This window comes from Azospirillum sp. TSH64, assembly GCF_003116035.1.
GTDB lineage: Bacteria > Pseudomonadota > Alphaproteobacteria > Azospirillales > Azospirillaceae > Azospirillum.
On the sequence record NZ_LGQW01000015.1, the window covers coordinates 7,481,414 to 7,505,240 of the forward strand.

Annotated in this window: 24 protein-coding genes; 9 read left to right on the plus strand and 15 right to left on the minus strand. The window is 68.5% G+C overall.

Annotation, left to right across the window (positions count from 1 at the left end; all coding sequences use genetic code 11):
• Positions 1–127 precede the first annotated feature (127 nt).
• Positions 128–3,244, minus strand: a complete 3,117-nt coding sequence (locus TSH64_RS34805; protein WP_109452093.1) for a DUF3369 domain-containing protein — start codon at positions 3,242–3,244, stop codon at positions 128–130.
• Positions 3,245–3,432: 188 nt separating this feature from the next.
• On the opposite strand from TSH64_RS34805, the gene TSH64_RS34810 reads away from it, so the two are divergent.
• Positions 3,433–4,278 (plus strand): BglII/BstYI family type II restriction endonuclease, encoded by an 846-nt coding sequence (locus tag TSH64_RS34810; protein ID WP_109453355.1) that lies wholly within the window; start codon positions 3,433–3,435, stop codon positions 4,276–4,278.
• Between the two features lie 28 nt (positions 4,279–4,306).
• On the opposite strand, the gene TSH64_RS34815 is transcribed toward TSH64_RS34810, so the two are convergent.
• The 6 genes from TSH64_RS34815 to TSH64_RS34840 form a co-directional block, all read right to left on the minus strand.
• Entirely contained in the window at positions 4,307–4,969 is a 663-nt protein-coding gene (locus tag TSH64_RS34815) for a LysE family translocator (RefSeq protein ID WP_109452102.1), read from the minus strand.
• A gap of 34 nt (positions 4,970–5,003) precedes the next feature.
• The gene (locus TSH64_RS34820; RefSeq protein WP_109452105.1) at positions 5,004–5,900 is read right to left on the minus strand and encodes a lauroyl acyltransferase; all 897 of its coding nucleotides are present in this window, start codon (positions 5,898–5,900) and stop codon (positions 5,004–5,006) included.
• Entirely contained in the window at positions 5,884–6,882 is a 999-nt protein-coding gene (lpxK, locus tag TSH64_RS34825; RefSeq protein ID WP_109452107.1) for a tetraacyldisaccharide 4'-kinase, read from the minus strand. The genes TSH64_RS34820 and lpxK overlap by 17 nt, the downstream gene beginning before the upstream one ends.
• A 14-nt stretch (positions 6,883–6,896) precedes the next feature.
• Positions 6,897–8,183, minus strand: a complete 1,287-nt coding sequence (locus TSH64_RS34830; protein ID WP_109453357.1) for a 3-deoxy-D-manno-octulosonic acid transferase — start codon at positions 8,181–8,183, stop codon at positions 6,897–6,899.
• Positions 8,184–8,392: 209 nt separating this feature from the next.
• Positions 8,393–9,391, minus strand: a complete 999-nt coding sequence (locus tag TSH64_RS34835; protein ID WP_109452109.1) for a glycosyltransferase family 1 protein — start codon at positions 9,389–9,391, stop codon at positions 8,393–8,395.
• Complete coding sequence (locus TSH64_RS34840) at positions 9,388–10,236, minus strand: UDP-2,3-diacylglucosamine diphosphatase (RefSeq protein ID WP_109453359.1); 849 nt, start codon at positions 10,234–10,236, stop codon at positions 9,388–9,390. The genes TSH64_RS34835 and TSH64_RS34840 overlap by 4 nt, the downstream gene beginning before the upstream one ends.
• Positions 10,237–10,456: 220 nt before the next feature.
• On the opposite strand from TSH64_RS34840, the gene TSH64_RS34845 reads away from it, so the two are divergent.
• Positions 10,457–11,440 (plus strand): YegS/Rv2252/BmrU family lipid kinase, encoded by a 984-nt coding sequence (locus tag TSH64_RS34845; RefSeq protein ID WP_109452111.1) that lies wholly within the window; start codon positions 10,457–10,459, stop codon positions 11,438–11,440.
• A gap of 10 nt (positions 11,441–11,450) precedes the next feature.
• Here the strand turns inward: TSH64_RS34845 and TSH64_RS34850 are convergent, their stop codons facing one another.
• The 4 genes from TSH64_RS34850 to TSH64_RS34865 all read right to left on the minus strand — a co-directional run bounded on the left by TSH64_RS34850 (position 11,451) and on the right by TSH64_RS34865 (position 14,128).
• The gene (locus TSH64_RS34850; protein ID WP_109452113.1) at positions 11,451–12,083 is read right to left on the minus strand and encodes a DNA-3-methyladenine glycosylase; all 633 of its coding nucleotides are present in this window, start codon (positions 12,081–12,083) and stop codon (positions 11,451–11,453) included.
• Between the two features lie 63 nt (positions 12,084–12,146).
• The gene (gene purS / locus TSH64_RS34855) at positions 12,147–12,389 is read right to left on the minus strand and encodes a phosphoribosylformylglycinamidine synthase subunit PurS (protein WP_014246942.1); all 243 of its coding nucleotides are present in this window, start codon (positions 12,387–12,389) and stop codon (positions 12,147–12,149) included.
• Between the two features lie 54 nt (positions 12,390–12,443).
• Positions 12,444–13,208 (minus strand): phosphoribosylaminoimidazolesuccinocarboxamide synthase, encoded by a 765-nt coding sequence (gene purC / locus TSH64_RS34860; protein WP_042697247.1) that lies wholly within the window; start codon positions 13,206–13,208, stop codon positions 12,444–12,446.
• A gap of 146 nt (positions 13,209–13,354) precedes the next feature.
• Positions 13,355–14,128, minus strand: a complete 774-nt coding sequence (locus tag TSH64_RS34865; RefSeq protein WP_109452115.1) for an NRDE family protein — start codon at positions 14,126–14,128, stop codon at positions 13,355–13,357.
• A 190-nt stretch (positions 14,129–14,318) separates the two neighbouring features.
• On the opposite strand from TSH64_RS34865, the gene TSH64_RS34870 reads away from it, so the two are divergent.
• Positions 14,319–14,639, plus strand: a complete 321-nt coding sequence (locus TSH64_RS34870) for a DUF1476 domain-containing protein (protein ID WP_109452117.1) — start codon at positions 14,319–14,321, stop codon at positions 14,637–14,639.
• An 88-nt stretch (positions 14,640–14,727) separates the two neighbouring features.
• Here the strand turns inward: TSH64_RS34870 and TSH64_RS34875 are convergent, their stop codons facing one another.
• Positions 14,728–15,594 carry an N-formylglutamate amidohydrolase gene (locus TSH64_RS34875; protein ID WP_109452119.1) on the minus strand — a complete coding sequence of 289 codons (867 nt, stop codon included), beginning with the start codon at positions 15,592–15,594 and terminating at the stop codon, positions 14,728–14,730.
• Positions 15,595–15,892: 298 nt separating this feature from the next.
• Here TSH64_RS34875 and TSH64_RS34880 point away from each other — a divergent pair, with 298 nt between their 5' ends.
• Positions 15,893–16,846, plus strand: a complete 954-nt coding sequence (locus TSH64_RS34880) for a succinylglutamate desuccinylase/aspartoacylase family protein (protein WP_109452121.1) — start codon at positions 15,893–15,895, stop codon at positions 16,844–16,846.
• A gap of 27 nt (positions 16,847–16,873) precedes the next feature.
• Here the strand turns inward: TSH64_RS34880 and TSH64_RS34885 are convergent, their stop codons facing one another.
• Positions 16,874–17,401 carry a CreA family protein gene (locus TSH64_RS34885; protein ID WP_109452123.1) on the minus strand — a complete coding sequence of 176 codons (528 nt, stop codon included), beginning with the start codon at positions 17,399–17,401 and terminating at the stop codon, positions 16,874–16,876.
• A gap of 221 nt (positions 17,402–17,622) precedes the next feature.
• Here TSH64_RS34885 and TSH64_RS34890 point away from each other — a divergent pair, with 221 nt between their 5' ends.
• Positions 17,623–18,687: an AI-2E family transporter gene (locus tag TSH64_RS34890; protein WP_247873339.1), complete on the plus strand. Its 1,065-nt coding sequence runs from the start codon at positions 17,623–17,625 to the stop codon at positions 18,685–18,687.
• A gap of 29 nt (positions 18,688–18,716) precedes the next feature.
• Here the strand turns inward: TSH64_RS34890 and TSH64_RS34895 are convergent, their stop codons facing one another.
• Entirely contained in the window at positions 18,717–19,730 is a 1,014-nt protein-coding gene (locus tag TSH64_RS34895; RefSeq protein ID WP_109452127.1) for a DUF6352 family protein, read from the minus strand.
• Positions 19,731–19,760: 30 nt separating this feature from the next.
• Complete coding sequence (locus tag TSH64_RS34900; RefSeq protein WP_247873340.1) at positions 19,761–20,810, minus strand: alpha/beta hydrolase; 1,050 nt, start codon at positions 20,808–20,810, stop codon at positions 19,761–19,763.
• 169 nt (positions 20,811–20,979) lie between these two features.
• Here TSH64_RS34900 and TSH64_RS36710 point away from each other — a divergent pair, with 169 nt between their 5' ends.
• The 4 genes from TSH64_RS36710 (at position 20,980) to TSH64_RS34920 (ending at position 23,747) form a co-directional block, all read left to right on the plus strand.
• Positions 20,980–21,558, plus strand: coding sequence for a septal ring lytic transglycosylase RlpA family protein (locus TSH64_RS36710; RefSeq protein ID WP_109452129.1), 579 nt, complete (start codon positions 20,980–20,982; stop codon positions 21,556–21,558).
• Positions 21,559–22,023: 465 nt separating this feature from the next.
• Complete coding sequence (locus TSH64_RS34910; RefSeq protein WP_042697280.1) at positions 22,024–22,473, plus strand: MaoC family dehydratase; 450 nt, start codon at positions 22,024–22,026, stop codon at positions 22,471–22,473.
• Positions 22,474–22,603: 130 nt separating this feature from the next.
• Positions 22,604–23,545 (plus strand): bifunctional riboflavin kinase/FAD synthetase, encoded by a 942-nt coding sequence (locus TSH64_RS34915; RefSeq protein WP_109452131.1) that lies wholly within the window; start codon positions 22,604–22,606, stop codon positions 23,543–23,545.
• Positions 23,546–23,561: 16 nt separating this feature from the next.
• Complete coding sequence (locus TSH64_RS34920; protein WP_109452133.1) at positions 23,562–23,747, plus strand: hypothetical protein; 186 nt, start codon at positions 23,562–23,564, stop codon at positions 23,745–23,747.
• The last annotated feature ends 80 nt before the right edge of the window (positions 23,748–23,827 follow it).

The window sequence follows — 23,827 nt, forward strand, 5'->3', positions numbered from 1 at the left end:
GGCGGAGGCCGGCCAAGTCACGGGAAACACTGGAGATTTTCAAAAGTCGGAAAGTGCCCTCCCCGTGTCGCAAAGGCGACAAGGGGAAGCTGATGTCGGTTTCGCTACAGCCGCGGCGGGTGCGGGCTCAGACCGTTTCGATGTGGGCGACGACCCGGTCCAGCTCTACGCCGATACGGGCGACCATGTCGGCGATGCCGTCGAGCCGGTGGTCGATCACCGCCAGTTCCACCGCATCGGCGGCGGCGGCAAGGTCGCGGGCGCCGACGGTGCGCGAGGACCCCGCCAGCTTGTGGGCGGCCTGCCGAACCTCGTCCCAGATCTCGCCGGCCAGCGCGTCGACCAGCCAATGGTGCGAAGCGCTGTTGGAGGTCACGAACTCCCCCAGCAGATGCCGGACGAACTCGCTGTCGCCGTCGAACAGCGCGGTCAGCGCCTCAAGATCGAGCGGCGGCAAATCGGCGATGGCGGGAGCGGCGGCAGGAGCATGCCGGGGCGAGGGCTGGGGTTCCGGTTGCTGCAACCCGCCGGTCACCGGTTCCTTGTTCTGCAACGGATCGTCCAATTCCTCGCCCTCCCCGCTTTCGCCGTCCGCCGGCGGCAGGAAACGGTCCACCACCCGGCGCAGGTCGGCAAGGCTGACCGGTTTCGCCAGCGTGTCGTCCATGCCCGCGAGAAGGCAAAGCTGGGCCTCGTTCTCCGTCGCGTTGGCGGTGATGGCGACGATGGGCAGGCGAGCCCCGCTTTCCCTCTCCGCGGCGCGGATGCTGCGGGCCAGCTCCATGCCGTCCATCTCCGGCATCTGGCAGTCGGTCAGCAGCAGGCCATGGCCGCCGGCCCGCCACAGGGCCAGCGCCTGGGCACCGTCCTCCGCCGTCTCCATCACATGGCCGAGCAGGGTCAGCTGGCGCTGGATGACCTGACGGTTGGTCGGATGGTCTTCCGCCACCAGGATCAGCCGGCCCCGTGCCCGCGCCTCCTCCACCGTGGGCAGTCGGCGGCGGCCGGCGGCCGGGGCGGCGGGCTCCGGCGCGGGTTGCCGGTCGGCGCGCCCGCCCTCCCCTGCCGCCATCCGGCCGGCGGCGGCCAGGATGGCGCGGACCAGCCCGACCCGGCGCACCGGCCGGCCGAGCACCATTGTGCCGGCACCGGAGGCACCAAGCTCCGCCGCATCGCCGGAACTCAGCGCGTCGCCACCGATCACCACGCGCCCGCGCACCCGGCCGCGCGGGTCGCGGTCCAGCGCCGCGGTGTCGGTGCCGAGCGTGGCGACCAGAACATCGCAGGCGGCGGTCGGCAACAGGGTGCGCAAGGCGGCGTCGGCGTCGGCCGCCTCCACCACCTGCGCGCCGTCGGCGTTCAGATAGCGGGCGAGAAAGCCACGCTCCTGCGCATCCGCCGCCAGGAGCAGGACGGTCACCCCCTGCAGCGGCGCCCGCTGCGTCACGGCCGGTTCGTCCACCGCAACCAGATCGGCGGCGAAGGTGAACCAGAAGGTGGAGCCGACATTGACCTCGCTGTTGACGCCGATGTCGCCGCCCATCAGTTCGGCCAGGCGCCGGCAGATCGACAGCCCCAACCCGGTGCCGCCGAAGCGGCGGGTGGTCGATGCCTCCGCCTGGGTGAAGGGGCGGAACAGGCGGGTCTGGTTTTCCCTGGAGATGCCGATGCCGGTGTCGGTCACCGCGACGCGGATGATGACGCGGTCGCCGTCGAAATGCGCCAGTTCCACCCGCACGGTGACCGAGCCGGACTGTGTGAACTTCACCGCATTGCCGGCGATGTTGAACAGCACCTGCCGGATGCGGACCGGATCGCCGACGACCTCCGCCGGCAGGTCGGGGTCGATGTAGGTGACCAGCGACAGCCCCTTGGCCCTGGCCCCCGGCGCCAGCGTGTCGGCCACCCCCTCCACGACATTGGCGAGCGCCACCGGCACCCGCTCCAGGTCGAGCCGGCCGGCCTCGATTTTTGAGAAGTCGAGGATGTCGTTGATGATGGTCAGCAGGGCGCCGGCCGATTCCCGCACCACGCTGACCAGTTCGCGCTGGTCGCCGGTCAGGCTGGTGTGCTCCAGCAACTCCAGCATGCCTTGGATGCCGTTCATCGGCGTGCGGATTTCGTGGCTCATCGTCGCCAGGAACAGCGACTTCGCCTGATTGGCCGCCTCCGCCTCCGACCGCGCCGCCTCGGCCGCCACGCGCGCCGCCACCAGATCCTGCGTGCGCTCCGCCACCTGCCGTTCCAGGCTGCGGTTCAGCTCGGTCAGTTCCTCGTACAGGTGGACGTTGTCGAAGCCGATGGCGACCTTGGCGCAGAACACCTCCAGCAGCCGCCGCTCGTCGGCCGTCAGGGCGCGGCCATGCCCGAGATAGACCACGGTGTCGTGCCGGCGGGTGGCGGAGCGGAAGACCAGGACGCTGTGCCCGCGCTCATAGCGGTTGCGGCCATCGGCCAGCGCTGCGGTCACCGCCTGCGCCGCGTCGGGCGGCAGCGCCAGGAACAGCGGGATCCCCTCCATCCCGACATGGCAGCCGGCACCGCCCAGCACCAGCGGCTCCGACGGCCGCGGCCCGTCGCACAGGCGGCTGACCAGCGCCACCCCGCCCGACACCCCACCCGACATCAGTCCATTGGCCGGCGGGCAGACGCCGACGATCTGGGCCACGGCATGGCGGACGAACTCCGCCATCGTCCGCTTGCCCAGCAGGGTGGAGGAGGAGTCCAGGATGCGTTCCAGCCCCTCCCGGTGGTCCTCGATGGCGGTGATGTCCTGATAGCCGCGCAGCGCGGCGACCACAGAGGTGAACAGCTTCTGCGCCGTCAGCTCGGTCTTCGATTTGTAGTCGTTGATGTCATAGCTGAGGATGACGTCGCGTTCCGGCGCCTGCCCCGGTTGGCCGGTGCGCAGGATGATGCGCACACGGCGGTTGCTCAGCTCGCTGCGGATATAGCGGACCAGCCGCAGGCCGGCATCGTCGGATTCCATCACGACGTCCAGCAGGATCACCGCGATGGCCGGGTTGTCGCGCAGAACACCGCGTGCCTCCGCCGCGGTGGCGGCCGACAGGAACTGCGCCGGGCGTCCTTCAAAGGTGAAGCCGCGCAGCACCATCTTGGTGGTGGCATGGATGGCCGGGTCGTCGTCGACGATCAGGATCAGCCAGGGTTCGACCGGCTCCGCAGCCTCGGCAACCGCCTCGACGGCGGGCTCCTCCTCCGCGAACAGGAATTCGTCGCTCATCACGGTCCCCCGCCGAACTTGCCGCGCTTTTTCCACCCCGACACGCGGCCCAAAGCGCCGGCGACCTTAGCATATGTCGGGGAATGGCCGCCAGTTCGGCCCCCTCCGGCGGCCATCGGGCTGAAAGGGTGGATTTGCCGGGCGGCAGCCGCCATGGTGGCGCCGTTTTCCATCGCGCATGTGCCGTCATGAACCTGCTTGCCTGCATCCACGACAAGGCCCCGCTGATCGAGGCGCGGGATCCCGACCTGGGCGACCTGTTCCCGCCCGGCTTCCTCGACCTGTACGAGGTGCACAGCTACCGCAACGCGGCGCGCATCCTGGCCCATGCCTGCACGGCCGAGTTCCGCGAGATCACCGAACGGCTGATGGAGTTTCGCATCCGCACCGAGGACATCGTGGCGTCCGGAGGCAACAAATCGCAGATCGCCAAGACGATGGAGCGGATGCTGAACCCGCTGGGCTGGAACGAGACGCGCATCCGCGGCGACCTGTTCATCACCAAGATGATCGTGACGCATGAGGAAAAGCGCCGCGTGGCCGGCAAGAACCGCGGCCGGACCGTCACCGAACAGCGCCAGCGCGAGGAGCTGTACAAGGTCAACGGCTTCATCGACGGCCACAAGATCGACTTCGTGAAGGGACGGGTGTCCTTCGACCTGGAATGGAACAGCAAGGACCAGACCTTTGACCGCGACCTCTACGCCGCCCGCACCTTCTACGAATGCGGCATCATCAATGCCGGCGTCCTGCTGACCCGCAGCGCCGAACTGATCCCGCTGTTCACCGAGGTGGCGCGGCGGGTCGAGATGAAGAATTTCCAGAACAAGTACGGTGCCAGCACCACCTGGATGAAGAAGCTGCTTTACCGGCTGGATGCCGGCCGCGGCGGCGGCTGCCCGGTGCTGGCGCTCGGCATCCGTCCGGCGCTGGTGTCGGATTTCGACGAATGGAAGGACAGCCATCCGGTGGTCCGGCAGGCCGCGACCTTCGATGTCGATACCGGTGCGGAGGACGAGGACGATCTGTGGTGAGGGCGCCAGGGAGCCCTCACCGCCCTCCTCACGCGAACTTGCGGTCGGTCAGCAGCAGCCGCACCGCGAAGCCCAGGAACAGCACGCCGGCGATGCCGTCCAGCGCCGTGCGGACCCGCGGGCTGGACAGCACGCGCCGCGCGGCCCCGGCACTGAGTGCCGCGATGCCGACCAGATAGAGACCGCCCAGCACCGAGATGATGTTACCGAGGATGAAGGTCTGCAACGCCACATGGCCCAGGTCCGGGGCGATGAACTGGGGCACGAAGGCCAGCTGGAACAGGATGATCTTCGGGTTCAGCAGGTTGGTCAGCAGCGCCTGGACGAAGACGCGGGACGTGCCCGCCGGGGCCGGGGCCTCGATGGACGGAACGGGTTCGGCACCGCGGCTGGCCCAGACGCTCCACAGCGACCGCAGGCCGATCCAGGCGAGATAGGCGCCGCCGGCATAGCGCAGCAGGTCGAACAGCGACGCCGACGCCGCGATCAGGGCGGAGATGCCGGCGGCGGCCAGCAGCGAATGGACGGTGTTGCCGACGCAGATGCCGATGGTGGCCACCACGCCCGCCTGCCGGCCATCGGCGATGCTGCGGGTCAGCACCAGAAGCGAGTCCGGTCCCGGTGCCAGGACCAGCACACAGACGGCGACCATATAGAGTTGCAGCAGGTGGAGGTCGAGCGGCAGGGTCATCGCGTAACGGACCTTCGGCGAGAGGTTCGGGTGCTCAGTCGGGCCAGCGGCGGTGGATCCACAACCATTGCGCCGGCCGGTCGCGGATCCAATCCTCCAACAGTCGGTTCAGCCTTTCCATAAGAATTCGCGCATCCGCATTGCGGTCGCCGCTGGTCGGGTATTCCTCCGGCGGCAGGACGGTGACGCGGAAATGGGCCCCCTCCAGCCTCTCAGTCCGCGCCGGACACAGCGGGAGCTGCATCTTCATGCCGAGGACGGCAGCCGCCGGAGCCGTCATGGCGTCGCGACCGAAGAAAGGCACCGGAATGCCGTCGTTCATCTTCTGGTCGATCAGCATGCCGACATGGCCGCCCTTGGTCAGGTGGCGCAGCAGGATCCTGGCACCCTCGGGCCCCTTGGGGATCTGCATGCCGGTCGCCGCCCCGCGCAGCTTCACCAGCAGTTCGCCGACCATCGGGTTGTTGGGCGCGCGGTAGACCAGCCCCAGTTCCAGCCCCAGCATGCGGGAGGCGACCGACTGGACCTCCCAGTTCGCCAGATGGCCGGAGACCAGGATACCGGCCTTGCCGTCCTCGCGCAGGGCGTCGACATGCTCGGTGCCGACCACCTCGATCCGTTCGCGGCCGATCTGCTCCAGATGCGGGTATTCGGCGATGGTACGGCCGAGATTGTCCCACATGCCGCGAATGATCGCGTCGATCTCCGCCCCGCCCTTCTCCGGGAAGGCGCGGGTCAGGTTGCGCCGGGCGCGGGCGCTGTTGGGCAGCCACGGCCCCACCGTCCGGCCGATCCAGCCGCCGAGCGCCGATGCGCGGTCGAGCGGCAGCATCCGGAACAGACCGCAGACGCCATGGACCAGCAGCGCCTCCAGCGGATAGCCGATGCGGCGCGTCAGCCATTTCTGCAACGGGCTACGCGGCTTGGCCATCGGGGCTTCCTTTCAGCGAAACATGCGTCAGCAGCGCAGCGAGCGCGCTCTCGTCGGCCCAGCGCACCGACACCGGCAGGACGGCGATCTTCGCCCGCAACTCCGGCGGCAGGCGGATGGCGTCCTTGGCGGTGGTGACGGGCAAGGTGCCCAGCGCCGTGGCGCGGTCGATCAGTGCCGCCACCTCGGCCGGACGGTAGGGGTGATGGTCGGCGAAGGGCACCCGCTCCGCGATGCGGGCGCCGAGCGCCTCCAGCGTGGCGAAGAACTTCTCCGGACGGCCGATGCCGGCGAAGGCCAGCACGTCGCGCCCGGCGAGACGGGCGGCGGCCTCCGGATCGGGCTCCAGCCGGGCGGTCAGCACCGGGCGTCCGCCGGCCAGCGCCGCCAGACCGTGACGGTCCTCGCCCAGGATCACCAGCGCATCGGCGCGGGCGAGGCCGTCGGCCACCCGTTCCCGCAGCGGCCCCGCCGGAACCAGCCGGCCGTTGCCGAAGCCGACCGCGCCGTCGGCGACGATCAGCGACAGATCCTTGTGCAGGGCCGGGTTCTGGAAGCCGTCATCCATGACGATTGCCTTGGCCCCGGCGGCAACCGCGCGCTCCGCCCCAGCCAACCGGTCGCGCGCCACCCAGCAGGGCGCCGCCCCGGCCAGCAGCAGCGCCTCGTCGCCGACGTCGGCGGCGGTGTGGCGGCCGGGATCGACCGCCAGCGGACCAGCCTCCCGCCCGCCATGGCCGCGGGTCAGCGCATGGACGGCGACACCGCGGGCCTGCAAGGCCGCAATCACAGACAGCCCGACCGGCGTCTTGCCGGCGCCGCCCGCCACCAGATTGCCGACGCAGACCACCGGAACGCCGACCTTGCGCGGAACGGTTCCGGCGATGCGCCGCCGCCCGGCCAGCCCATAGAGCGCACCCAGCGGCGCCAACAGGGTGGAGGCGAGACCGGGCGGCCGGTACCAAAAGGCGGGGGTCTTCACGGCGGCGCGTCCCCTCAGGCAGCCGTCCGGATGCCGGCCGCGCCCAGCACCGGGGCCAGCGCCGCCAGCGCCCGGTCGATGATCCGCCGGTTGTCGGCGGTCACCCGTGCCGCACCCGCGACGATGCGGTCTCGTGCACGGTCATCGGTCAGCAACCGGCGCGCCTCGCGGGCCAGCGCCTCGCCGTCCGCCACCGGCAGGGCGCCGCCGGCGGCTTCCAGCATGTGGGTGATCTCGCCGAAATTGAACATGTGCGGCCCGTACAGCACGGCACAGCCCAGCTGCGCCGGCTCCACCGGGTTCTGTCCACCATGGGGGATGAAGGAGCCACCCATGCACACCACCGGTGCCGCACGGTAGAACAGCCCAAGCTCGCCCATGGTGTCGGCGACATAGACGGCATGCTCGGGACCCGGCAGGTGATGCCCGGCGGTCCGTTGAAGAACCGGCAGCCCGCGCGCCCGCATCAGCTCCGCGATGGCGTCGCCGCGATGGGCATGGCGTGGGGCGACGACCGTCAGCAGGCCGGGCAGCACCGGGGCCAGCGCAGCATGGACCGCCGCGGCGATCTCGTCCTCTCCCGGATGGGAACTGGCGAGCAGCCAGACCGGCCGGCCGGCCAGGGATGCCCGCAGCGGCTCCATCGCATCGGCGACGGCGGGGGGAGGCTCGGCGGAGAATTTCAGGTTGCCGACGCTGGCGACGCCGGAAGCGCCGAGCCGGCGCAGCCGCTCCGCATCGCCTTCGGTCTGGGCCAGCGTCACCTGGAAGGTCGACAGCAGGCCGCCGATCAGCCCCGGCACGTTGCGCCAGCGCGAGAAGCTGCGTTCGGACATGCGGGCATTGACCAGCGCGGCCGGGATGGAGCGGGTGCGGATGCCGGCCAGCAGGTTCGGCCAGATCTCCGACTCCGTCCACAACACCGCGTCGGGCCGCCAATGGTCGAGGAAACGGTCGACCGCGCCCGGCAGATCGACCGGCACATACTGGTGGATCGCACGCCGCGGCAGCCGCCGGCCCATCAGCTCGGCCGAGGTGACGGTGCCGGTGGTCATCAGCACGGTCAGGTCGGGCGCGCCTTCCAGCAGCCGGCCGACCAGCACGAGGACCGAATTCGCCTCCCCCACGCTGGCCGCGTGGATCCAGACCAGCGGACCGGCCGGCCGGGCTTGCGATGCCATGCCGAACCGCTCCGCCTGGCGCGCGGGGTCTTCCTTGCCGGCAGCACGGCGCCGGTCGAGATAGAGGCGCACCGCCGGCCCGGCAACGGTCGTCAGGCCACGGTAGAGGGAATGCAGCATCAAGGCCCGGAACAGGAGACGTACGACAACGGGCGCGTTGCCGGTGCCCCTGATACGGACCACCGGCGACGCGCCCGGCGGCACCTTAGCACGCGGCAACGGTTCCGTAACAGGGGCCGGTGCGACGCAGGCCCCTCACCGTTCCCTCAAAACGTCACAAGCGCCAACCGCGCGGAAAAGGCTGCGGCGTATCCCGAATGCCTTCCCGCTTACGAAAAGGGTCGCAGGTTCGACAGGAACTGTTCGGCCGAGCGGCGCCAGGAGTAGCCCAGCGCATAGTCCCGGCAGGTCTGCGCCGGGATCGCCAGCGCCCCTTCGACCGCGCGCTTCAGATCCTCGTCCAGGCAGCCTGCGCCGGAGCCGTCGACCACGTCCAGCGGTCCAGGCACCGGATAGGCCGCCACCGGCACGCCGGACGCCAGCGCCTCCAGCAACACCAGCCCGAAGGTGTCGGTGCGCGACGGGAAGACGAAGACGTCGGCGGCGGCATAATGCCTCGCCAACTCCTCGCCATGCTTGGCGCCGACCCAATGGACGGCGGGATACTTGCGCTGCAATTCCTCCCGTGCCGGGCCATCGCCGACCACCACCTTGGTGCCGGGCAGGTCGAGGCGCAGGAAATCCTCCAGGTTCTTTTCCACCGCGACGCGCCCGACATACATCGACACCGGGCGCGGCAGATCGAGGAAGTCCTTGTCGCGGGGCCGGAACAGCTCGGTGTCGACCCCGCGGGTCCAGCGGCGGATGTTGGCGAAGCCGCGGGTCGTCAGCGCGTCCTCGATGGTCTGGGTCGCCACCATCACCGCCGAGGACGGCTTGTGGAAGCGGCGCACCACCGCATAGGACAGCGCCAGCGGGATCGGGGCGCGGTCGCGCACATATTCGGGAAAGCGGGTGTGGTAGGCGGTGGTGAAGGGCTTGCCGTGCTTCAGGCAATAGGAGCGTGCGGCAAAGCCCAGCGGCCCTTCGGTGGCGATGTGGATGCAGTCGGGCCGCAGCCCGTCGATCATCGCCCACAAGCGCCGCTTCGCCCCCAGTGCCAGCCGGATTTCCGGATATGTCGGCATCGGCAGGGTGCGGAAGCGGTCGGGGCCGATCACCTCGACGCTGTGGCCCATCGCCTCCAGCTCCGCGCGCACGGTGCCGATGGTGCGCACGACGCCGTTCACCTGCGGGTGCCAGGCGTCGCTGACGATCAGGATGTTCACGCCGCTTCCCGTTCCTTCGCCGTGAGTTCCTTCGCCTTGATCTTGCCGCCGGTGGGACTGCTGCTGGGACCGGTGGTGGCAAGCCGCTGCGCCATGACCTCCGTCCAGTGGATGATTTCCAGCGCGCCACTGTCGTGCTCGACCAAGGCGGTGCAGGACTCGACCCAATCGCCGTCGTTGCAATAGAGGATTCCTTCGATGTCGCGCATCTCGGCGGTGTGGATGTGGCCGCAGACGACGCCGTCGACCTTGCGGCGGCGGGCTTCCTCGCCGAGCGCCTCTTCGTATTTGCCGATGAATTCGACCGCGGTCTTCGCCTTGTGCTTCAGGTAGGCCGACAGCGACCAGTAATTGAAGCCGAGCTTGCGGCGCACCCAGTTGAACAGGGTGTTGACGTGCAGCAGCGTGACGTAGGCGTGGTCGCCGAGCAGGGCCAGCCACTTGGCGTAGCGCACCACCGCGTCGAACTTGTCGCCGTGGGTGATCAGCAGGCGGCGGCCGTCGGCGGTGGTGTGGACCCATTCGTCCACCACATGCACGCCGCCGAACTGCAGCCCGACGTAATCGCGCGCCGCCTCGTCATGGTTGCCGGGGATGTAATAGACCTCCACCCCCTTGCGGGCGCGGCGCATGATCTTCTGCACCACGTCATTGTGGGCCTGCGGCCAGTACCAGCTTTTCTTCAGCCGCCAGCCATCGACGATGTCGCCGACCAGGTACAGGTGATCCGATTCGGTGTGCTTCAGGAAATCGAGAAGCAGTTCCGCCTGACAGCCGCGCGTTCCAAGATGAACGTCGGATATCCAAATGCTGCGGTACCGCTTGACCGCTGGGACGGCGTCCATCTTCCGCTCCGTCGTCGCCATGGCCGATGGCCATCAAGACAACTGCCGTATAAAGGAAAGAGGCACTCCTTGACAACGATTTGAAACACCCGCACCTATTCGTCACAACGATTTGGGCTATCGTCATACCGCCGCAGTTTTACTGCAACGGAACCGCCACGAGCCCTTCACTGTTCTGCAACAGAAGGCGCCCTTCGCGCCGGCCAGGGAGAACGAATCGGTGCGCGACACGGTTCTGATGGATGAAAGTCCGGCGGTTGGCATGGGCAGCGGCGAGGATGCGGCCATCGACATGCGACGGCTGCTGGTGATCCACAACCCGACCGCCGGCGGGCGGCGGGCACGGCGGCTTCGCGCGGTGGTCGCCCGGTTGGAGGCCCGCGGCATCGGCGTCACCGTCAGGCCGACCGGCAGGCGCGGCGATGCGGAGGCGTTTGCCCGCGCGGCCGATCCCGCCGAGGTGGACGCGGTGGTGGCGGCCGGCGGCGACGGCACCATCAACGAGGTCATCAACGGACTGGCCGCCCATGCCGAGGCGGGTCGGCCGCTGCCGCTCGGCATCGTGCCGATGGGCACCGCCAACGTGCTGGCGGCCGAGTTGGGCCTGACGATGGATGCGGAGCGCATCGCAACGGCGATTGCCAGCGGACGACGGACGATGATCTGGCCGGCGCAGGCCAACGGACGGGTGTTCTCGCTGATGGCCGGGGTCGGGCTGGACGCGCGGGTGGTGGAGCGGGTCGATCCCCGGGTGAAGCGGCTGATCGGCAAGGGCGCCTATGTCGCCGAGACGCTGGTGCAACTGGCGACCCGGCCCGACCACCGCTATCGGGTCACTCTGGACAATGGCGACGGCTGGGGCGAACCGCAGGAGGTGGCGTCGGTCATCGTCGCCAAGGGGCATTTCTACGGCGGCCGCTTCATCTGCGCACCCGATGCGCGGCTGACGGAGCCGGAGTTGCATGTCTGCCTATTCCCGCGCGGCGGGCGGCTGAACGCGCTGCGCTATGTCTGGGGCGTCACCGCCGGGCGGCTGGCGCGCTTTCCGGACTACCGCGTGGTGACGGCCAGGCGCGTGCGGATCGAGGGGCCGGCCGGCGACGGGCTGTTCGCCGATGCGGTGCAGGGCGACGGCGACGTTCTGGCGCGGTTGCCGGTGGAGATCGCGCTGGCGGGGTGGCGGTTGCCGGTGTTGGCGGGGTGAAGTTTTCCGATCACCGCGACGGCGGCAGGCCCCGCGCCGCCCGCGCCTGCTCCTGCAACGCCACGTAATGGTGCCAGACCAGCCGAGCCGCCAGTGAGCGATGGGGCCGCCACGGCTCCGCCACCTCGATCAGCTGCTTAGCATTCGGTTTGTCCGCCCAGCCCTTCAGCCGCTGGACGCCCAGCTGAATCGCCAGATCGCCGATGGGCCAGATGTCCGGCCGGTCGAGCGTGGTCATCAGGTAGACCTCGGCGCTCCAGCGGCCGATGCCCTTCAGCGCGACGAGCCGGGCAATCGCCTCCTCGTCGGGCAGGTCGTGGATGATGTCGAAATCGAGCCGGCCGCTCGCCACCGCCTCGGCGAGGCCGCGGGCGTAGCCGATCTTCTGGCGGGAGAAACCGCAAGCGCGCAAGCTGTCGTCGTCGAGCGCCAGGATGGCGTCGGGGGTGACGGTGCCGCCCAGCCGGTCCTGCAGCTTGGCCCAGAGCGCCAGCGCAACCTTGGTGGAAAGCTGCTGCTCCATCACCATGCGCAGCAGGCCGACGAATCCGGTCGGCCGGCTGAAATCCCGGATTACCGGGCCGCCGACGCGCAGGCATTCGGCGAAAATGGGGTCGAGCGCGGCCAGATGGTCAACACTCATCTGCCGCGCTCCACTCCGGAAACCGCTGAATCAAGAAACCGCTTAATCAAGGCTGCCGGCGGATCAGGCCACCAGCTCGATGGCGTAGTCCTCGATCACGGTGTTGGCGAGCAGCTTGCTGCACATCGCCTCGACCTCTTTGCGGGCGGTCGCCTCGTCGGTGCTCTTGAGCTGCAGCTCGATCACCTTGCCGGCGCGGACGTCCTCGACGCCGTCGAAGCCCAGCGTGTGCAGCGCGTGCGCAATGGCCTTGCCCTGGGGGTCGAGAACGCCGCGCTTGAGGGTGACGTGAACCTTGGCCTTCATCGGATGTCCGCTCGCTTTACGGTGTTGGGTGGAGGGGTGGTTGCTGGATGGCGGTCACTGGATCGTCTTGGGACCCTTGACGTCGCTCGGCCCGCCTTCCGGCAGGATGCCGAGGCGCCGCGCGACCTCCTGATAGGCTTCCTCGACACGGCCCAGATCCTGGCGGAACCGGTCCTTGTCCAGCTTCTCGTTGGTCTTGACGTCCCACAGGCGGCAGTTGTCGGGGCTGATCTCGTCCGCCAGGACGATCCTCATCTCCTCGTTCTCCCACAGACGGCCGAACTCCAGCTTGAAGTCGACCAGCTTGAGCCCGATGCCGAGGAAGAGGCCGGACAGATAGTCGTTCACGCGCAAGCTGAGCGCGACCATGTCGTCGAGATCCTGGGGAGCCGCCCAACCAAAGGCGGTGATGTGCTCCTCCGAGACCATCGGGTCGTTCAGCTCGTCCGACTTGTAGTAGTATTCGATGATCGACCGCGGCAGCGGCGTGCCTTCGGGAATGCCGAAGCGGCGCGACAGGCTGCCGGCGGCGACGTTGCGGACGACGACCTCGATCGGGATGATCTCCACCTCGCGCACCAGCTGCTCGCGCATGTTCAGGCGGCGCATGAAGTGCGTGGGCACGCCGATCTCAGACAGACGGCTCATCAGATACTCGGAGATGCGGTTGTTCAGCACCCCCTTGCCGGTGATGACGCCCTTCTTCTGGTTGTTGAAGGCGGTGGCGTCGTCCTTGAAGTACTGCACCAGGGTGCCCGGCTCCGGCCCTTCGAAGAGTACCTTGGCCTTGCCTTCGTAGATGCGCCGGCGTCGTGTCATCGTATCTTCGTCCAAATACGTAAGGACCGGTCAAGCGAGCTTGCCGGCCCAGGAATGTGCCTGAGTGATATAGCAAGCCGGGTGCACGAACACAACGACGGGGGCTGGAGGGCAGGATTGTGCCGCCGGTTTACAGCTCCGCCGCCTCACAGCTCCACCGGCGCATAGTCCACCGCATGCGGCCGGCCGGGAGCGAAGTGCCAGATCGGGTTCAGGTCGGGACGCTCCACCCGCGGCACCGCGAGAAGCGAGCTGGACGAGGTTCCGAAGCCGCTCGGCAGCAGGAAATCCATGGCGCCGCGCTCGTCCGGCGTGCCCTCCCAGATGCGGCTGCCCATCAGTTCCGGCCAGCCGCCCCAGGCGAAGCTCTCCGCGTCGAGCGCGTCGAGGGTCGGCGGAATGGCATGCTCGAACAGCGGACGGTAGAAGGCGGTGCGCGGGTCCTGCGGGTCGTCCATCTCGAAGGCGGTCAGCATGTGTACGCCGGCGGGGATCGACGACACCTCCGGCCGGTGACGCGGGTTGGCGCCGCGGTGGACGACCAGGAAAGCGTCGCGGTTGTCGGCGACCACCAGATTGAACGGGCGGTAGGCGCGGATGTCGAGATCGGCGAAGCTGCGCGCCGCATCGGCGGCATCGGCATGGTCGAGCGCATCCAGCACCAGTTCGCCGCGCGACCGCTTGCCGGCCTCCGGCCCCAGCGTGCCGAAGCGGTTGAGGATGACCGCCACCACCCCCTCGTCGTTCAGCCCCATCCAGGAACCGCCGGCCAGCTCGTCCAGCCCGGCGACCACGTTGGGTCGGTCGGGCCAGTGGCGGGCCGGTGGCAACCAGGGGCGCCCCACCATCTCGTCACGGTTCCCGGCGACGACCAGCGGCCAAGTTGCATCGGGTCGCCGCAGGAGAATCACACTGCACATGCCTTGCCCTGTCTTTCGTTCGAGTCTTTTGTCGTGCCCGTCTTCGGCGGCATCCGAGGGTATCCCGCCGACCGGGGAGGCTCTGCAGAATATCCGCGGGTGCGACGCGGCGGGGCAGTGACGACAGCCGCCGTCGGGCTATATTATCTTCATATAAGGGAGCGAAACCAATAAAGGAGCCTGGGTCCCCATGACGACCTTCGACGACCGCGAAAAGGCTTTCGAGAACAAGTTCCAGCACGACGAGGACCTGCTCTTCCGCATCCGCGCCCGGCGCGACCGGCTGGCCGGCGAATGGGCCGCCGACCTGATGGGGCTGTCCGGTGGCGACGCCGAGGCCTATGCCCGCCAGATCGTGGACACCGACATCGCGACCCCCGGCCCGCACGACATCCGGGACAAGCTGAGCGCAGACCTGCACGCCCGCGGGGTCGACATCTCCGACCACCGCGTCGAAAAGCAGATGGCGCATTTCCTGGACATCGCGCGCCAGCAGGTCACGCAGTCCTGAGTGGAACGGGCCTGAGTGGATCGGGCCTGACGGGAACGGGCCTCCGCACGTCCTTCGCGACCCCGCCGACCCGATCCCGGCGGGGCGCCTACTCCGCTGCGCGGTGCAGGACGCGCTGGCCGGCATAGTCGGCGATGCGGCGGATCAGCGTGTCGATGTCGCCCTTCAGCCGGGCGAAGCCATCGTGGCGCTCCAGCGTCTCCTCGTTCATGTAGAGGCGGCGGTTGATCTCCAGTTGGATCGAATGGCGGCCACGCGCCGGCTCGCCATAGCGCGCCAGCAGTTCCACGCCTTTGTAAGGATCGTTGATCGCCACCCGATGGCCGAGGCCGCGCAGGGTGTCCGCCACCAGCCGGACGAAACCCGGCTCGCTGGTGGTGCCGTCGCGGTCGCCGATGACGAAATCCACCGCCAGCGGATCGCGCCCGTCCGGCCGCAGCGACGACGGCATGGAATGGCAGTTGACGTGCCACACGGCGCCGAACCGCTCCGCCAGCCCGTCCAGCGCCATCCGCATCTGGGCGTGGTACGGGCGGTAATAGCGGTCGATGCGGTCGGCAACCGCCGACGCCGGCAGCTTCCCGTCATAGAGCGGCACGCCCGGCCGTAGCATGGCCCGGATCAGGCCCATGCCCAGCGTGCTGCGCGGGGTCGGACGCACCGGCAGCGGCAGATCACCGTCGATCATCGCCGGGTCGATGTCGTCGACGGCACGGTTCACATCGATGCAAGTGCGCGGGAACAGCGCGCACAGCAAGGTGGCGCCATGGTCGGGGGCAGTGGCGAACAGCTCCTCGACATGGGTGTCCTCGGCCTGACGCAGCAGCGGATGCGGGCAGATCACCCGGAAATCGTCGGGATAGATTCTGCCGCTGTGCGGCGAATCGAACAGCACCGGGAGGCGCCGGCCGACCGGGTCGTTGCGGACCAGAACGTCATCGATCACGAAGCTCATCGACCTGCCCCGACCAGACGACCCACAACCAGATAGCCCCCACCCAGGAAACCCGGGCGGAACAACCGCCAGTCCAAGTGCCGCAACGTCCACCGCCGCCCTTATCGATCCGACGGATCCTATAACCCATGCGTCAACTCGCAGTCGACGGCAATTCGTCATGATGCTGCCATGCCGCCGCAACATTGCGCCAGGCGCATCAGCCAAAAAAACCGCGGCTGCGCACCGGCCCGCACTGGCGTGGAGTCGCTTGGTTCGCCATACTGTTCGGAGCGCCCACCGCTGGCGAGCTTGCCGCTTGACCGACCCGCTCTTCGCCCCCGTAGAACTCACGCCGCCCGACATCGCGCCCTACCGGCGCGGCAACACCGGCATCGACCACGTCACCAGCCTGTCGGCGGCGGAGCCCGGGCCGCACGTGGTGCTGAACGCGCTCGTCCACGGCAACGAACTGTGCGGCGCCATAGCGCTGGACGCCCTGCTGCGCATGGGATTGCGGCCGACGCGCGGGCGGCTGACCTTCGTCTTCGCCAACACTGCGGCCTACGCCACCTTCGACCGCCAGAACCCCTACGCGTCGCGCTATCTGGACGAGGATTTCAACCGGCTGTGGTCACCGGAGCATCTCGACGGCCGGCGCGACAGCATCGAGCTTCGGCGTGCCCGCGCCCTGCGGCCGGTCTATGAATCGGCGGATCTGCTGCTCGATCTCCATTCGATGACGGCGGACACCGCACCGCTGACCCTGTGCGGACGGACCACCCGCGGGCGCGATCTGGCGCTCGGCCTCGGCTATCCGGCCTGGGTGGTGGCGGACGGCGGGCATGCCGGGGGCAAGAGACTGATCGATTACGGCAACTTCGCCAAGCCCGAGGGGTCGCACACCGCCATCCTGGTCGAATGCGGCCAGCATTGGCGGACGGAAGCCGCGACGGTGGCGCTGGAAAGCTGCCTGCGCCTGCTTCTCGGCCTGGAGATGATCGAGCAACCGGCGAACGGTCCGCGCATGCGCCCGCGAACCGATCCGCAGCGGCTGGTCGAGGTGACCGAGGCCATCACCGCCGCCAGCGAGCGCTTCCGCTTCACCGCCCCCTTCGTCGGGATGGAGGTAATCGGCCGCGCCGGAACCGTCATCGGCTGGGACGACGGCCGCGCGATCCAGACCCCTTACAACGACTGCGTTCTCATCATGCCCGCCCGCCGCGTGAAGGCCGGCCAGACGGCGGTGCGGCTGGGGCGGATCGTCGGGTGAGGCTGGATGTGGGGGCGGACCGGCCCCTCACTTCGCCGCAGGCTTGCCCTTCGTCCAGGTCGCGTTCGCGCTGAACAGCGGCACGGTGGAGATCGAGGTCTTGGCCGAAGCGTCCTTCACCTGTCGGCTGTACACCACATAAACCAGCGTGTCGTTCGGCCGGTCATAGATGCGGCGGATGGCGATCGACTTGAAGATCAGGCTTTTCCGTTCGGAGAAGACCTCCTCCCCCTTCTGCGACAGGTCGATGTCGCCGACGGTGACCGCCCCGGTCTGGCGGCAGGCGATGGAGGCGTTCGACGGATCCTCGAACCAGTTGCCCTTGCTCAGCCGGTCGATCAGGCTGCGGTCGAAATCGACCAGATGGCAGGTGATCCCCTTCACCTTGGGGTCCTCGATGGCCTGAACCTGAAGTCCGTTGCCGGTCCAGTCGTTGGAGAAGCGGCCGATCACGTCGTCCGCCGCCGCCGCTGACGGCAGCGTCAGCCCGGCGGTCAGCAGGCCCAGAACCAAAAGGCCGGCGGAAACGTTCATCAGGGGAAACGGGCTGCGCATCGCGACTGGGTCTCCGGCAAGGACGGGCGGGGACCGCGGGCAGCGCGGTCCGGCAAAACACTCCCCTAGATCGGAGGATCGGGCGCCACCGTCAAGCGCCCACCTTCGGAGGTCCGGCCACCGCGATGACAGACCGCAGCCAGTTCGCCTCGATTCCCCCCGCGCATCCTACTGCGCCAGAGGCTCCGCTCGCCGGAACGCCGGAACCGGCGACAGAGCCCGTGCCCCCGCCCGGCCATCGCCGCAATCCGCAAACCATCGCAACCGTCGGCCTGTTCGTCATCGCCCTGCTGTTCGCGCTGTATTTCGGGCGCGACGTGCTGCTGCCGATCATGCTGGCGCTGATCCTGAGTTTCCTGCTGCGGCCGCTGGTCCGCGCGCTCTACCGCGTCCGCGTGCCGGAAGGCATCGGCGCCGCCATCATGGTGCTATCGCTGTTCAGCGGGGTGCTGCTGGCGGTCTACACCCTGTCGGGCCCGGCGGCGGAATGGGTCAACCGCATGCCGCGGGTCATGCACGAGCTGGAGTTCAAGCTCGGCGACATCCGCGCCGGCATCGACCGCGCCCGCGAAGCGTCGCGCCAGATCGAACAGATCACCAAGGAGACCGGCAACGAGGCCGGACCGGTGCGCGAGGTGGTGGTGCGCGGCCCGACGCTGATGGAACAGGCGGTCAGCCAGGTCGAAACGGTGCTGGCCAATGTCGTGATCCTGCTGGTGCTGCTCTACTTCTTTCTCGCCCGCGGCCGGCATTCGCTGGAGGCGCTGATCGGCACCATGCGCAACATCGACGACCGGGTGCATTACGCCATGGTCGCGGCGACACTGCAGCAGAATATCGCCGCCTATCTGCTGACCATCACGGCCATCAATACCATCCTGGGGCTGGCGACCGGCCTGCTGATGTGGCTGTGGGGATTGCCCAACCCGGCGCTGTGGGGGGTGATGGTGGCGCTGGCCAACTACATCCCCTTCATCGGCCCGGCGGTGATGACCGGCGTGCTCTTCCTGGTGTCGGTCCTGACCTTCGACAGCCTCGGCACCATCATCCTGCCGCCGCTGTCCTTCGTGGCGCTGACGACCATCGAGGGCAATTTCCTCACTCCGATGATCGTCGGCCGCCGTCTGTCGCTGAACCCCATCGCAGTGTTCGTGTCGATCCTGTTCTGGGGCTGGCTCTGGGGCATTCCGGGAGCGCTGCTGGCCGTGCCGATCCTGGCGATCCTGAAGATCCTGTTCGACGCCCACGAACCGCTGAAACCGGTCGGCGCCCTGCTGGGCGACTGAGGGGAGCCGACGCCCCCCTCATGTCTCCCTCACGCCACCGAGGCCAGCGGCAGGTTCACCAGCAGGTTCTGCGGCTTCAGCGTCAGCCGCCGCGCTTCCGTCATCGCCAGCCCCAGATAGACCGGCCGGTCGGCAAGGTCGGGGCGCATGGCGGCGGGATCGGCGAAGTCCAGGCGGAACAGGGCGAGGATGCGGGCCAGCCGCTCCTCCCCCACCTCGACCCCGTTGTACAGGTCGTTGAGGATCGCGGATGCTGCGCTGTCCAGCCCGACATGCCAGACCCAGCGGTCGTCGCGGATGGTCTGCACCGGCTGGATTCTGACGGTCACGCCCAGGAAATGCCCGACCCAGGCCTCCAGCACGCGGGCCAGCGCGTCCAGCCCGGCAGCGGCGAAGGTGATGTCCAGCACCGTGTCGTGGCGGCCGTCGCGTCCCCAGTAGAGCGGGTGGTTTGTCTCGTCCAGAATGTCCAGCTCGACGCTGCGCGGGGTGGTGCCGGCCTCCACGACGAGGCGGCCGAGCGAGCCGAAGCCGCCGGACGCCGCCATCGTCTCCACAGTCTCGGCATCGGCGACGCGGACGCGGCCGTCCTCCACCGACACCGTCTGCTCGCGGAAGAACAGCTCCCCCGCCCGCGCCCGCAGTCCGGACGGCGTTTCGTCGAGGATGCCGCGCAGGATGGCGTGGACCAGCTGGTCGATGAACAGGCCGGGCACGCCGCGGGCACCCTCGCGGAACAGGCGGATGTAGCAGCCCTCCAGCGTCCCGGCGGCGAGCAACCGGTCGCGGAAGGCCAGCCAGACCTGGAAATTCTCCCGTGCGTCCGCATCGGCGATGGCGTCGAGCAGCGGCGCCGGCACGACGCGCGCCGGATCGTCCAGCAGGGCGGCGTGCAGCGTGCGCTCGGCGTCGCAGGCCTCCTCCGGCGGACGCATCTCGGGCCGGAGCAGGTAGGCGCGCAGAAAATCGGGCGTCACCGCCAGATGGTTGTCGGCGTCGCGGGTCAACAGGTGGAAACCGGACGCCGTCCAGAAATCGGTCATGCTGCTGGGCACCTTTGGTCCTGAAGGCGCCTATCGGACGACAGAGCCGCCGGCCGGCGCAAGTGTCTTGTGCCCGGCCCCCTTGCCGAGGGTCCTGTCGAGAAAGGCGTCGATGTCCGCCCACACCCGGTCGCGGATGGCGTCGCATTCCATCAGCACCTCGTGCCGCGCGCCGGGATAGCCGACGAGATGGGCGTTGCCGAGGCGGGCGGCCACCATGCTGTGGGCCTCCGCCCGCACCACCCGGTCCTCCGGCGCGCTCAGCAGCAGCACCGGCGTGCGAACCCGCTCCAGCGGCAGGACGTGGCGCAGCGCATCCTCCGCATCCAGGGCGGCGGCGACCCAGGCGAAGCTGACACCGCCGACGCGCAGCTCCGGCCGCTCGGCAAAAGGTCCATGGTAGGCGGCATACCGCCGCGGGTCGGCGGTGATCTTGTTGTCCAGGCTGAAGCGCCCATCGGCCGGATCGTAATCGCCCTGCCCCAGCGCATAGCGCGCGCCCCAGCCGCAGGCGAGCCCAAGGCTGGCGAGCACCCGCACCAGCCAGCGCGGCAGCGGCCCGCTGTGGATGGCATACATCGGCGCCGCCAGCAGGACGGCGGCGTAGCGGTCCGGATCGTCGGCGGCATGGCGGACAAGCGCCAGAGTCGCCACCAGCCCGCCCATCGAATGGGCCAGCAGGATCACCGGCCCGCCCGTCTCCGCCGCGACCGGCGCCACCACCTGCCGATGGATTTCGTCGAGATCGTCCACCAGGGTCGCGAAATCTGTCAGGTGATGGATCTGCCGGTTGGGCAAAGGCCGGTCGGACAGGCCCTGGTTGCGCCAGTCGACCGCCACGACGCGGAAACCGCGGGCGGTCAGCGCCTCGGTGGTTTCGGCATATTTCTCGATGAACTCCGCCCGGCCGGTCAGCACCAGCGCCGTGCCGCGGGCCCGCTCCGGCATCGGCCAGACGGCCACGCGCAGCCGAGCCCCGTCGGGCATCGTCACCTGACGCATCTCAGCCGGGGCGGACACACCATTGGCGAGGTGATCCGCCGCAAATTCGAATGCAGTCCAGGCGGCATCATCGGCCATGCTTTCTCCCCTGACCGTTGTGTTGTGGACCGGAGGGGCGCCCCCGAGGGCAACCCACTCCGAATTCGTCAAGATATAAGAAACCAGAAATAGTGGCGATGTCTTGTCCCACTCCTGCGAGGGAACTCTTTTCCTTGAATGGCGTTGGTCCGCCGTTGGAGGTGTACCGATGAAGACAACACGCATTATCGTCCTGGCGCTGACCGCCGCGACCCTGTGCGGGACTGCCGTCCCGGTGCTGGCGAACGGGAAGGCCAAGGTTCCGCCCGTGCATGTAGAGCATGAGGATGGCGAGGAGATCCTCGTCCACAAGGGGGAAGCGTCCTTCTACAGCCAGAAGTTCCATGGCCGCACCACGGCGAACGGCGAAACGATGAACCAGAACAAGGCGACCGCCGCCTCGCGCACCCTGCCGCTGGGTTCCAAGGCCACCGTCACCAATCAGGAGAACGGCAAGAGCGTCGACGTCATCGTCAACGACCGCGGCCCCTATGTCGACGGCCGCGTGATCGACCTGTCGCGCTCCGCCGCCAAGAAGCTGGACATGATCGAGGACGGCACCGCCCCGGTGAAGGTCGAGGTCAAGCCGTCGGAACAGCCGACCGACACCGCCCGCGAAAAGGTCGAGGAGAAGGTCGACCAGCTGACCCCCGGCAATCAGGTCGCCCAGGGCGAGGGCAACCGGAACAGCGGAAATTCCGGCGGGAGCAGAAGCGACACAGTGTCGCACTCCGGCTCCGGCAAGTAATGCTGCGGCGCGGCGAAAAGGGCTTCCGATTCGCCGCGCCTGCCACCCTTATTATATTGCATCGCCAAACCAACCGTCACCATACGGTCAAACCGTTGAAAAGAACAGGACTTCGCCACCGACGCTCCAGACGGTGGCGAAACAGTCGCATCCATGGCGCCATATCGGTCGGAGCGGCTCGGGCTTTTATGATAAGTCCATGATCCGGCGTGATTTCTCCTGCATTACCTTGGTTTGTAAGTAATCCTTTACCGTCGTTCCGGCTTCCATTGACGCAAAGCCTGCCGGACGGAGCGGCCGGCGTCCTCGCCAACTTGCGCAGGACGTTAGAGATTTTTTTGCATTTTTGGAGGAGACGTGGTGCCATTCCCATCGCTGCGGTGCACATGACGCATTGCAGCGAACGGCACGGCGCCCGGGCGTCAGATGCCGGAACAGGCACCGAGAGAAAGAGGAATTGCTGCGATGGACGACGTGCGTCAGGTCCGCAAGGATACCGAAGGCTACTGCATCGAAGACCTGTCCGTCGGCATGACGGCCAGCTTCGCCAAGACGGTGACGGAAGCCGACATCGTCCTGTTCGCGGGCATTTCCGGCGACACCAACCCGGTCCACATCAACCAGGAATATGCCGCGACCACCATGTTCCAGGGCCGCATCGCCCACGGCATGCTGACGGTCGGCTTCATCTCGGCCGTTCTCGGCACCAAGCTGCCGGGGCCGGGCTGCATCTACATGAGCCAGACCCTGAAGTTCAAGGCGCCGGTCCGCGCCGGCGACACCGTCACCGCCCGCGCCACCGTCACCGAACTGATCCCGGAAAAGCGCCGCTGCGTCATCAAGACCGTCTGCACCGTCGGCGAGACCGTGGTGGTCGAAGGCGAAGCGCTGCTGATGGTTCCGTCCCGCGGCTGATCGCATAGGGCCAATCGGCCTGTCTGCGAGCGTAAAACACGCCGGCGCGTTTACCCCGCGCCGGCGTCGGTCTATATAGACGCCCGAGCAAGCGGACCCGCCGGGGTCCGCCCACAGCACCGGGGCGCGCATGCGACTGTACAGACACACCGCCGACCTGCCGGCCGAAGAGCGGGGCGCCGTCGTGGCGCTCGGCAATTTCGACGGCGTCCATCGCGGGCATCAGACGGTCATCGGCACCGCCCAACGCCTCGCCGCGGAATTGAGGGTGCCGTCCGCCGTCGTCACCTTCGAGCCGCACCCGCGCAGCGTCTTCCGTCCCGACGACCCGCCCTTCCGCCTGACGCCCTTCCGCGTCAAGACCCGCCACATCGAGGCGCTGGGCGTCGACCAGCTGATCGTCTGCCATTTCGACGACGGCTTCCGCCACAAGACCGCGCAGGCCTTCGTCGACGAAATCCTGGTCGGCGGGCTGGGCGTGCGGCATGTCGTCTGCGGCTACGACTTCCTGTTCGGGCACAAGCGGTCGGGGGATCCCGCCTTCCTGCTGCAGGCCGGGCGCACCCAGGGCTTCGGCGTGACCGAGGTCGGGCCGGTGTCCGACGAGCAGGGCGGCGTCTATTCCTCCACCCGCGTGCGCGACGCGCTGACCGCCGGCCGGCCGCGCGAGGCCGCCCATGTGCTGGGCCATCCGTGGGAGATCGAGGGACGTGTCGTCCATGGCGACCAGCGCGGCCGCACCATCGGCTTCCCCACCGCCAACATCGAGCTGGGCGAGTATCTGCGCCCGGCCTTCGGCGTCTATGCGGTGCGCGCCGGCATCGACCGCGCCGGTGAGACGGTCTGGCTGCCGGGCGTCGCCAATCTCGGCGCCCGCCCCACCGTGGACGGCACGGTGGCGCGGCTGGAGGCCCACCTGTTCGATGTCGATCTCGACCTGTACGATCTGCATCTGCGGGTCCAGATGATCGACTTCCTGCGGCCGGAGATGAAGTTCCCCAGCTTCGGTGCGTTGAAGGACCAGATCGTGCAGGATGCCGCCGCCGCCCGCGCCGTGCTGGCGGCCGGCTGACCGGGAGGGGAATTGGATGGAACGGGTCCTGATGCTGCTGTTCATGCTGAACCAGGGCGGCCCGACCACCCTGGAGTTCGCCAGCATGGAGCAATGCAAGGCGGCCGAGCCGATCATCATCCAGAACTACCGCGAGATGACCGGCAACACCGTGCTGTCACGCTGCATCCGCATGACGCTGCCGGCCAACCGGCCGGGATGAACGCGCAGCAGGCTTGAACAGGCGGGCGGCGATCCGCACTGGCGGCGGTGGTTTCATCTGATACAGTGCCGCCCCGTCCC

Excerpts from the sequence above, each read along its gene's own strand:
- TSH64_RS34805 (WP_109452093.1), bottom strand. The coding sequence starts at position 3,244 with ATGAGCGACGAATTCCTGTTCGCGGAGGAGGAGCCCGCCGTCGAGGCG.
- TSH64_RS34810 (WP_109453355.1), top strand. The coding sequence starts at position 3,433 with ATGAACCTGCTTGCCTGCATCCACGACAAGGCCCCGCTGATCGAGGCG.
- TSH64_RS34815 (WP_109452102.1), bottom strand. The coding sequence starts at position 4,969 with ATGACCCTGCCGCTCGACCTCCACCTGCTGCAACTCTATATGGTCGCC.
- TSH64_RS34820 (WP_109452105.1), bottom strand. The coding sequence starts at position 5,900 with ATGGCCAAGCCGCGTAGCCCGTTGCAGAAATGGCTGACGCGCCGCATC.
- TSH64_RS34830 (WP_109453357.1), bottom strand. The coding sequence starts at position 8,183 with ATGCTGCATTCCCTCTACCGTGGCCTGACGACCGTTGCCGGGCCGGCG.
- TSH64_RS34840 (WP_109453359.1), bottom strand. The coding sequence starts at position 10,236 with ATGGACGCCGTCCCAGCGGTCAAGCGGTACCGCAGCATTTGGATATCC.
- TSH64_RS34850 (WP_109452113.1), bottom strand. The coding sequence starts at position 12,083 with ATGAGTGTTGACCATCTGGCCGCGCTCGACCCCATTTTCGCCGAATGC.
- purS (WP_014246942.1), bottom strand. The coding sequence starts at position 12,389 with ATGAAGGCCAAGGTTCACGTCACCCTCAAGCGCGGCGTTCTCGACCCC.
- purC (WP_042697247.1), bottom strand. The coding sequence starts at position 13,208 with ATGACACGACGCCGGCGCATCTACGAAGGCAAGGCCAAGGTACTCTTC.
- TSH64_RS34865 (WP_109452115.1), bottom strand. The coding sequence starts at position 14,128 with ATGTGCAGTGTGATTCTCCTGCGGCGACCCGATGCAACTTGGCCGCTG.
- TSH64_RS34870 (WP_109452117.1), top strand. The coding sequence starts at position 14,319 with ATGACGACCTTCGACGACCGCGAAAAGGCTTTCGAGAACAAGTTCCAG.
- TSH64_RS34875 (WP_109452119.1), bottom strand. The coding sequence starts at position 15,594 with ATGAGCTTCGTGATCGATGACGTTCTGGTCCGCAACGACCCGGTCGGC.
- TSH64_RS34885 (WP_109452123.1), bottom strand. The coding sequence starts at position 17,401 with ATGCGCAGCCCGTTTCCCCTGATGAACGTTTCCGCCGGCCTTTTGGTT.
- TSH64_RS34895 (WP_109452127.1), bottom strand. The coding sequence starts at position 19,730 with ATGACCGATTTCTGGACGGCGTCCGGTTTCCACCTGTTGACCCGCGAC.
- TSH64_RS34900 (WP_247873340.1), bottom strand. The coding sequence starts at position 20,810 with ATGGCCGATGATGCCGCCTGGACTGCATTCGAATTTGCGGCGGATCAC.
- TSH64_RS36710 (WP_109452129.1), top strand. The coding sequence starts at position 20,980 with ATGAAGACAACACGCATTATCGTCCTGGCGCTGACCGCCGCGACCCTG.
- TSH64_RS34910 (WP_042697280.1), top strand. The coding sequence starts at position 22,024 with ATGGACGACGTGCGTCAGGTCCGCAAGGATACCGAAGGCTACTGCATC.
- TSH64_RS34915 (WP_109452131.1), top strand. The coding sequence starts at position 22,604 with ATGCGACTGTACAGACACACCGCCGACCTGCCGGCCGAAGAGCGGGGC.
- TSH64_RS34920 (WP_109452133.1), top strand. The coding sequence starts at position 23,562 with ATGGAACGGGTCCTGATGCTGCTGTTCATGCTGAACCAGGGCGGCCCG.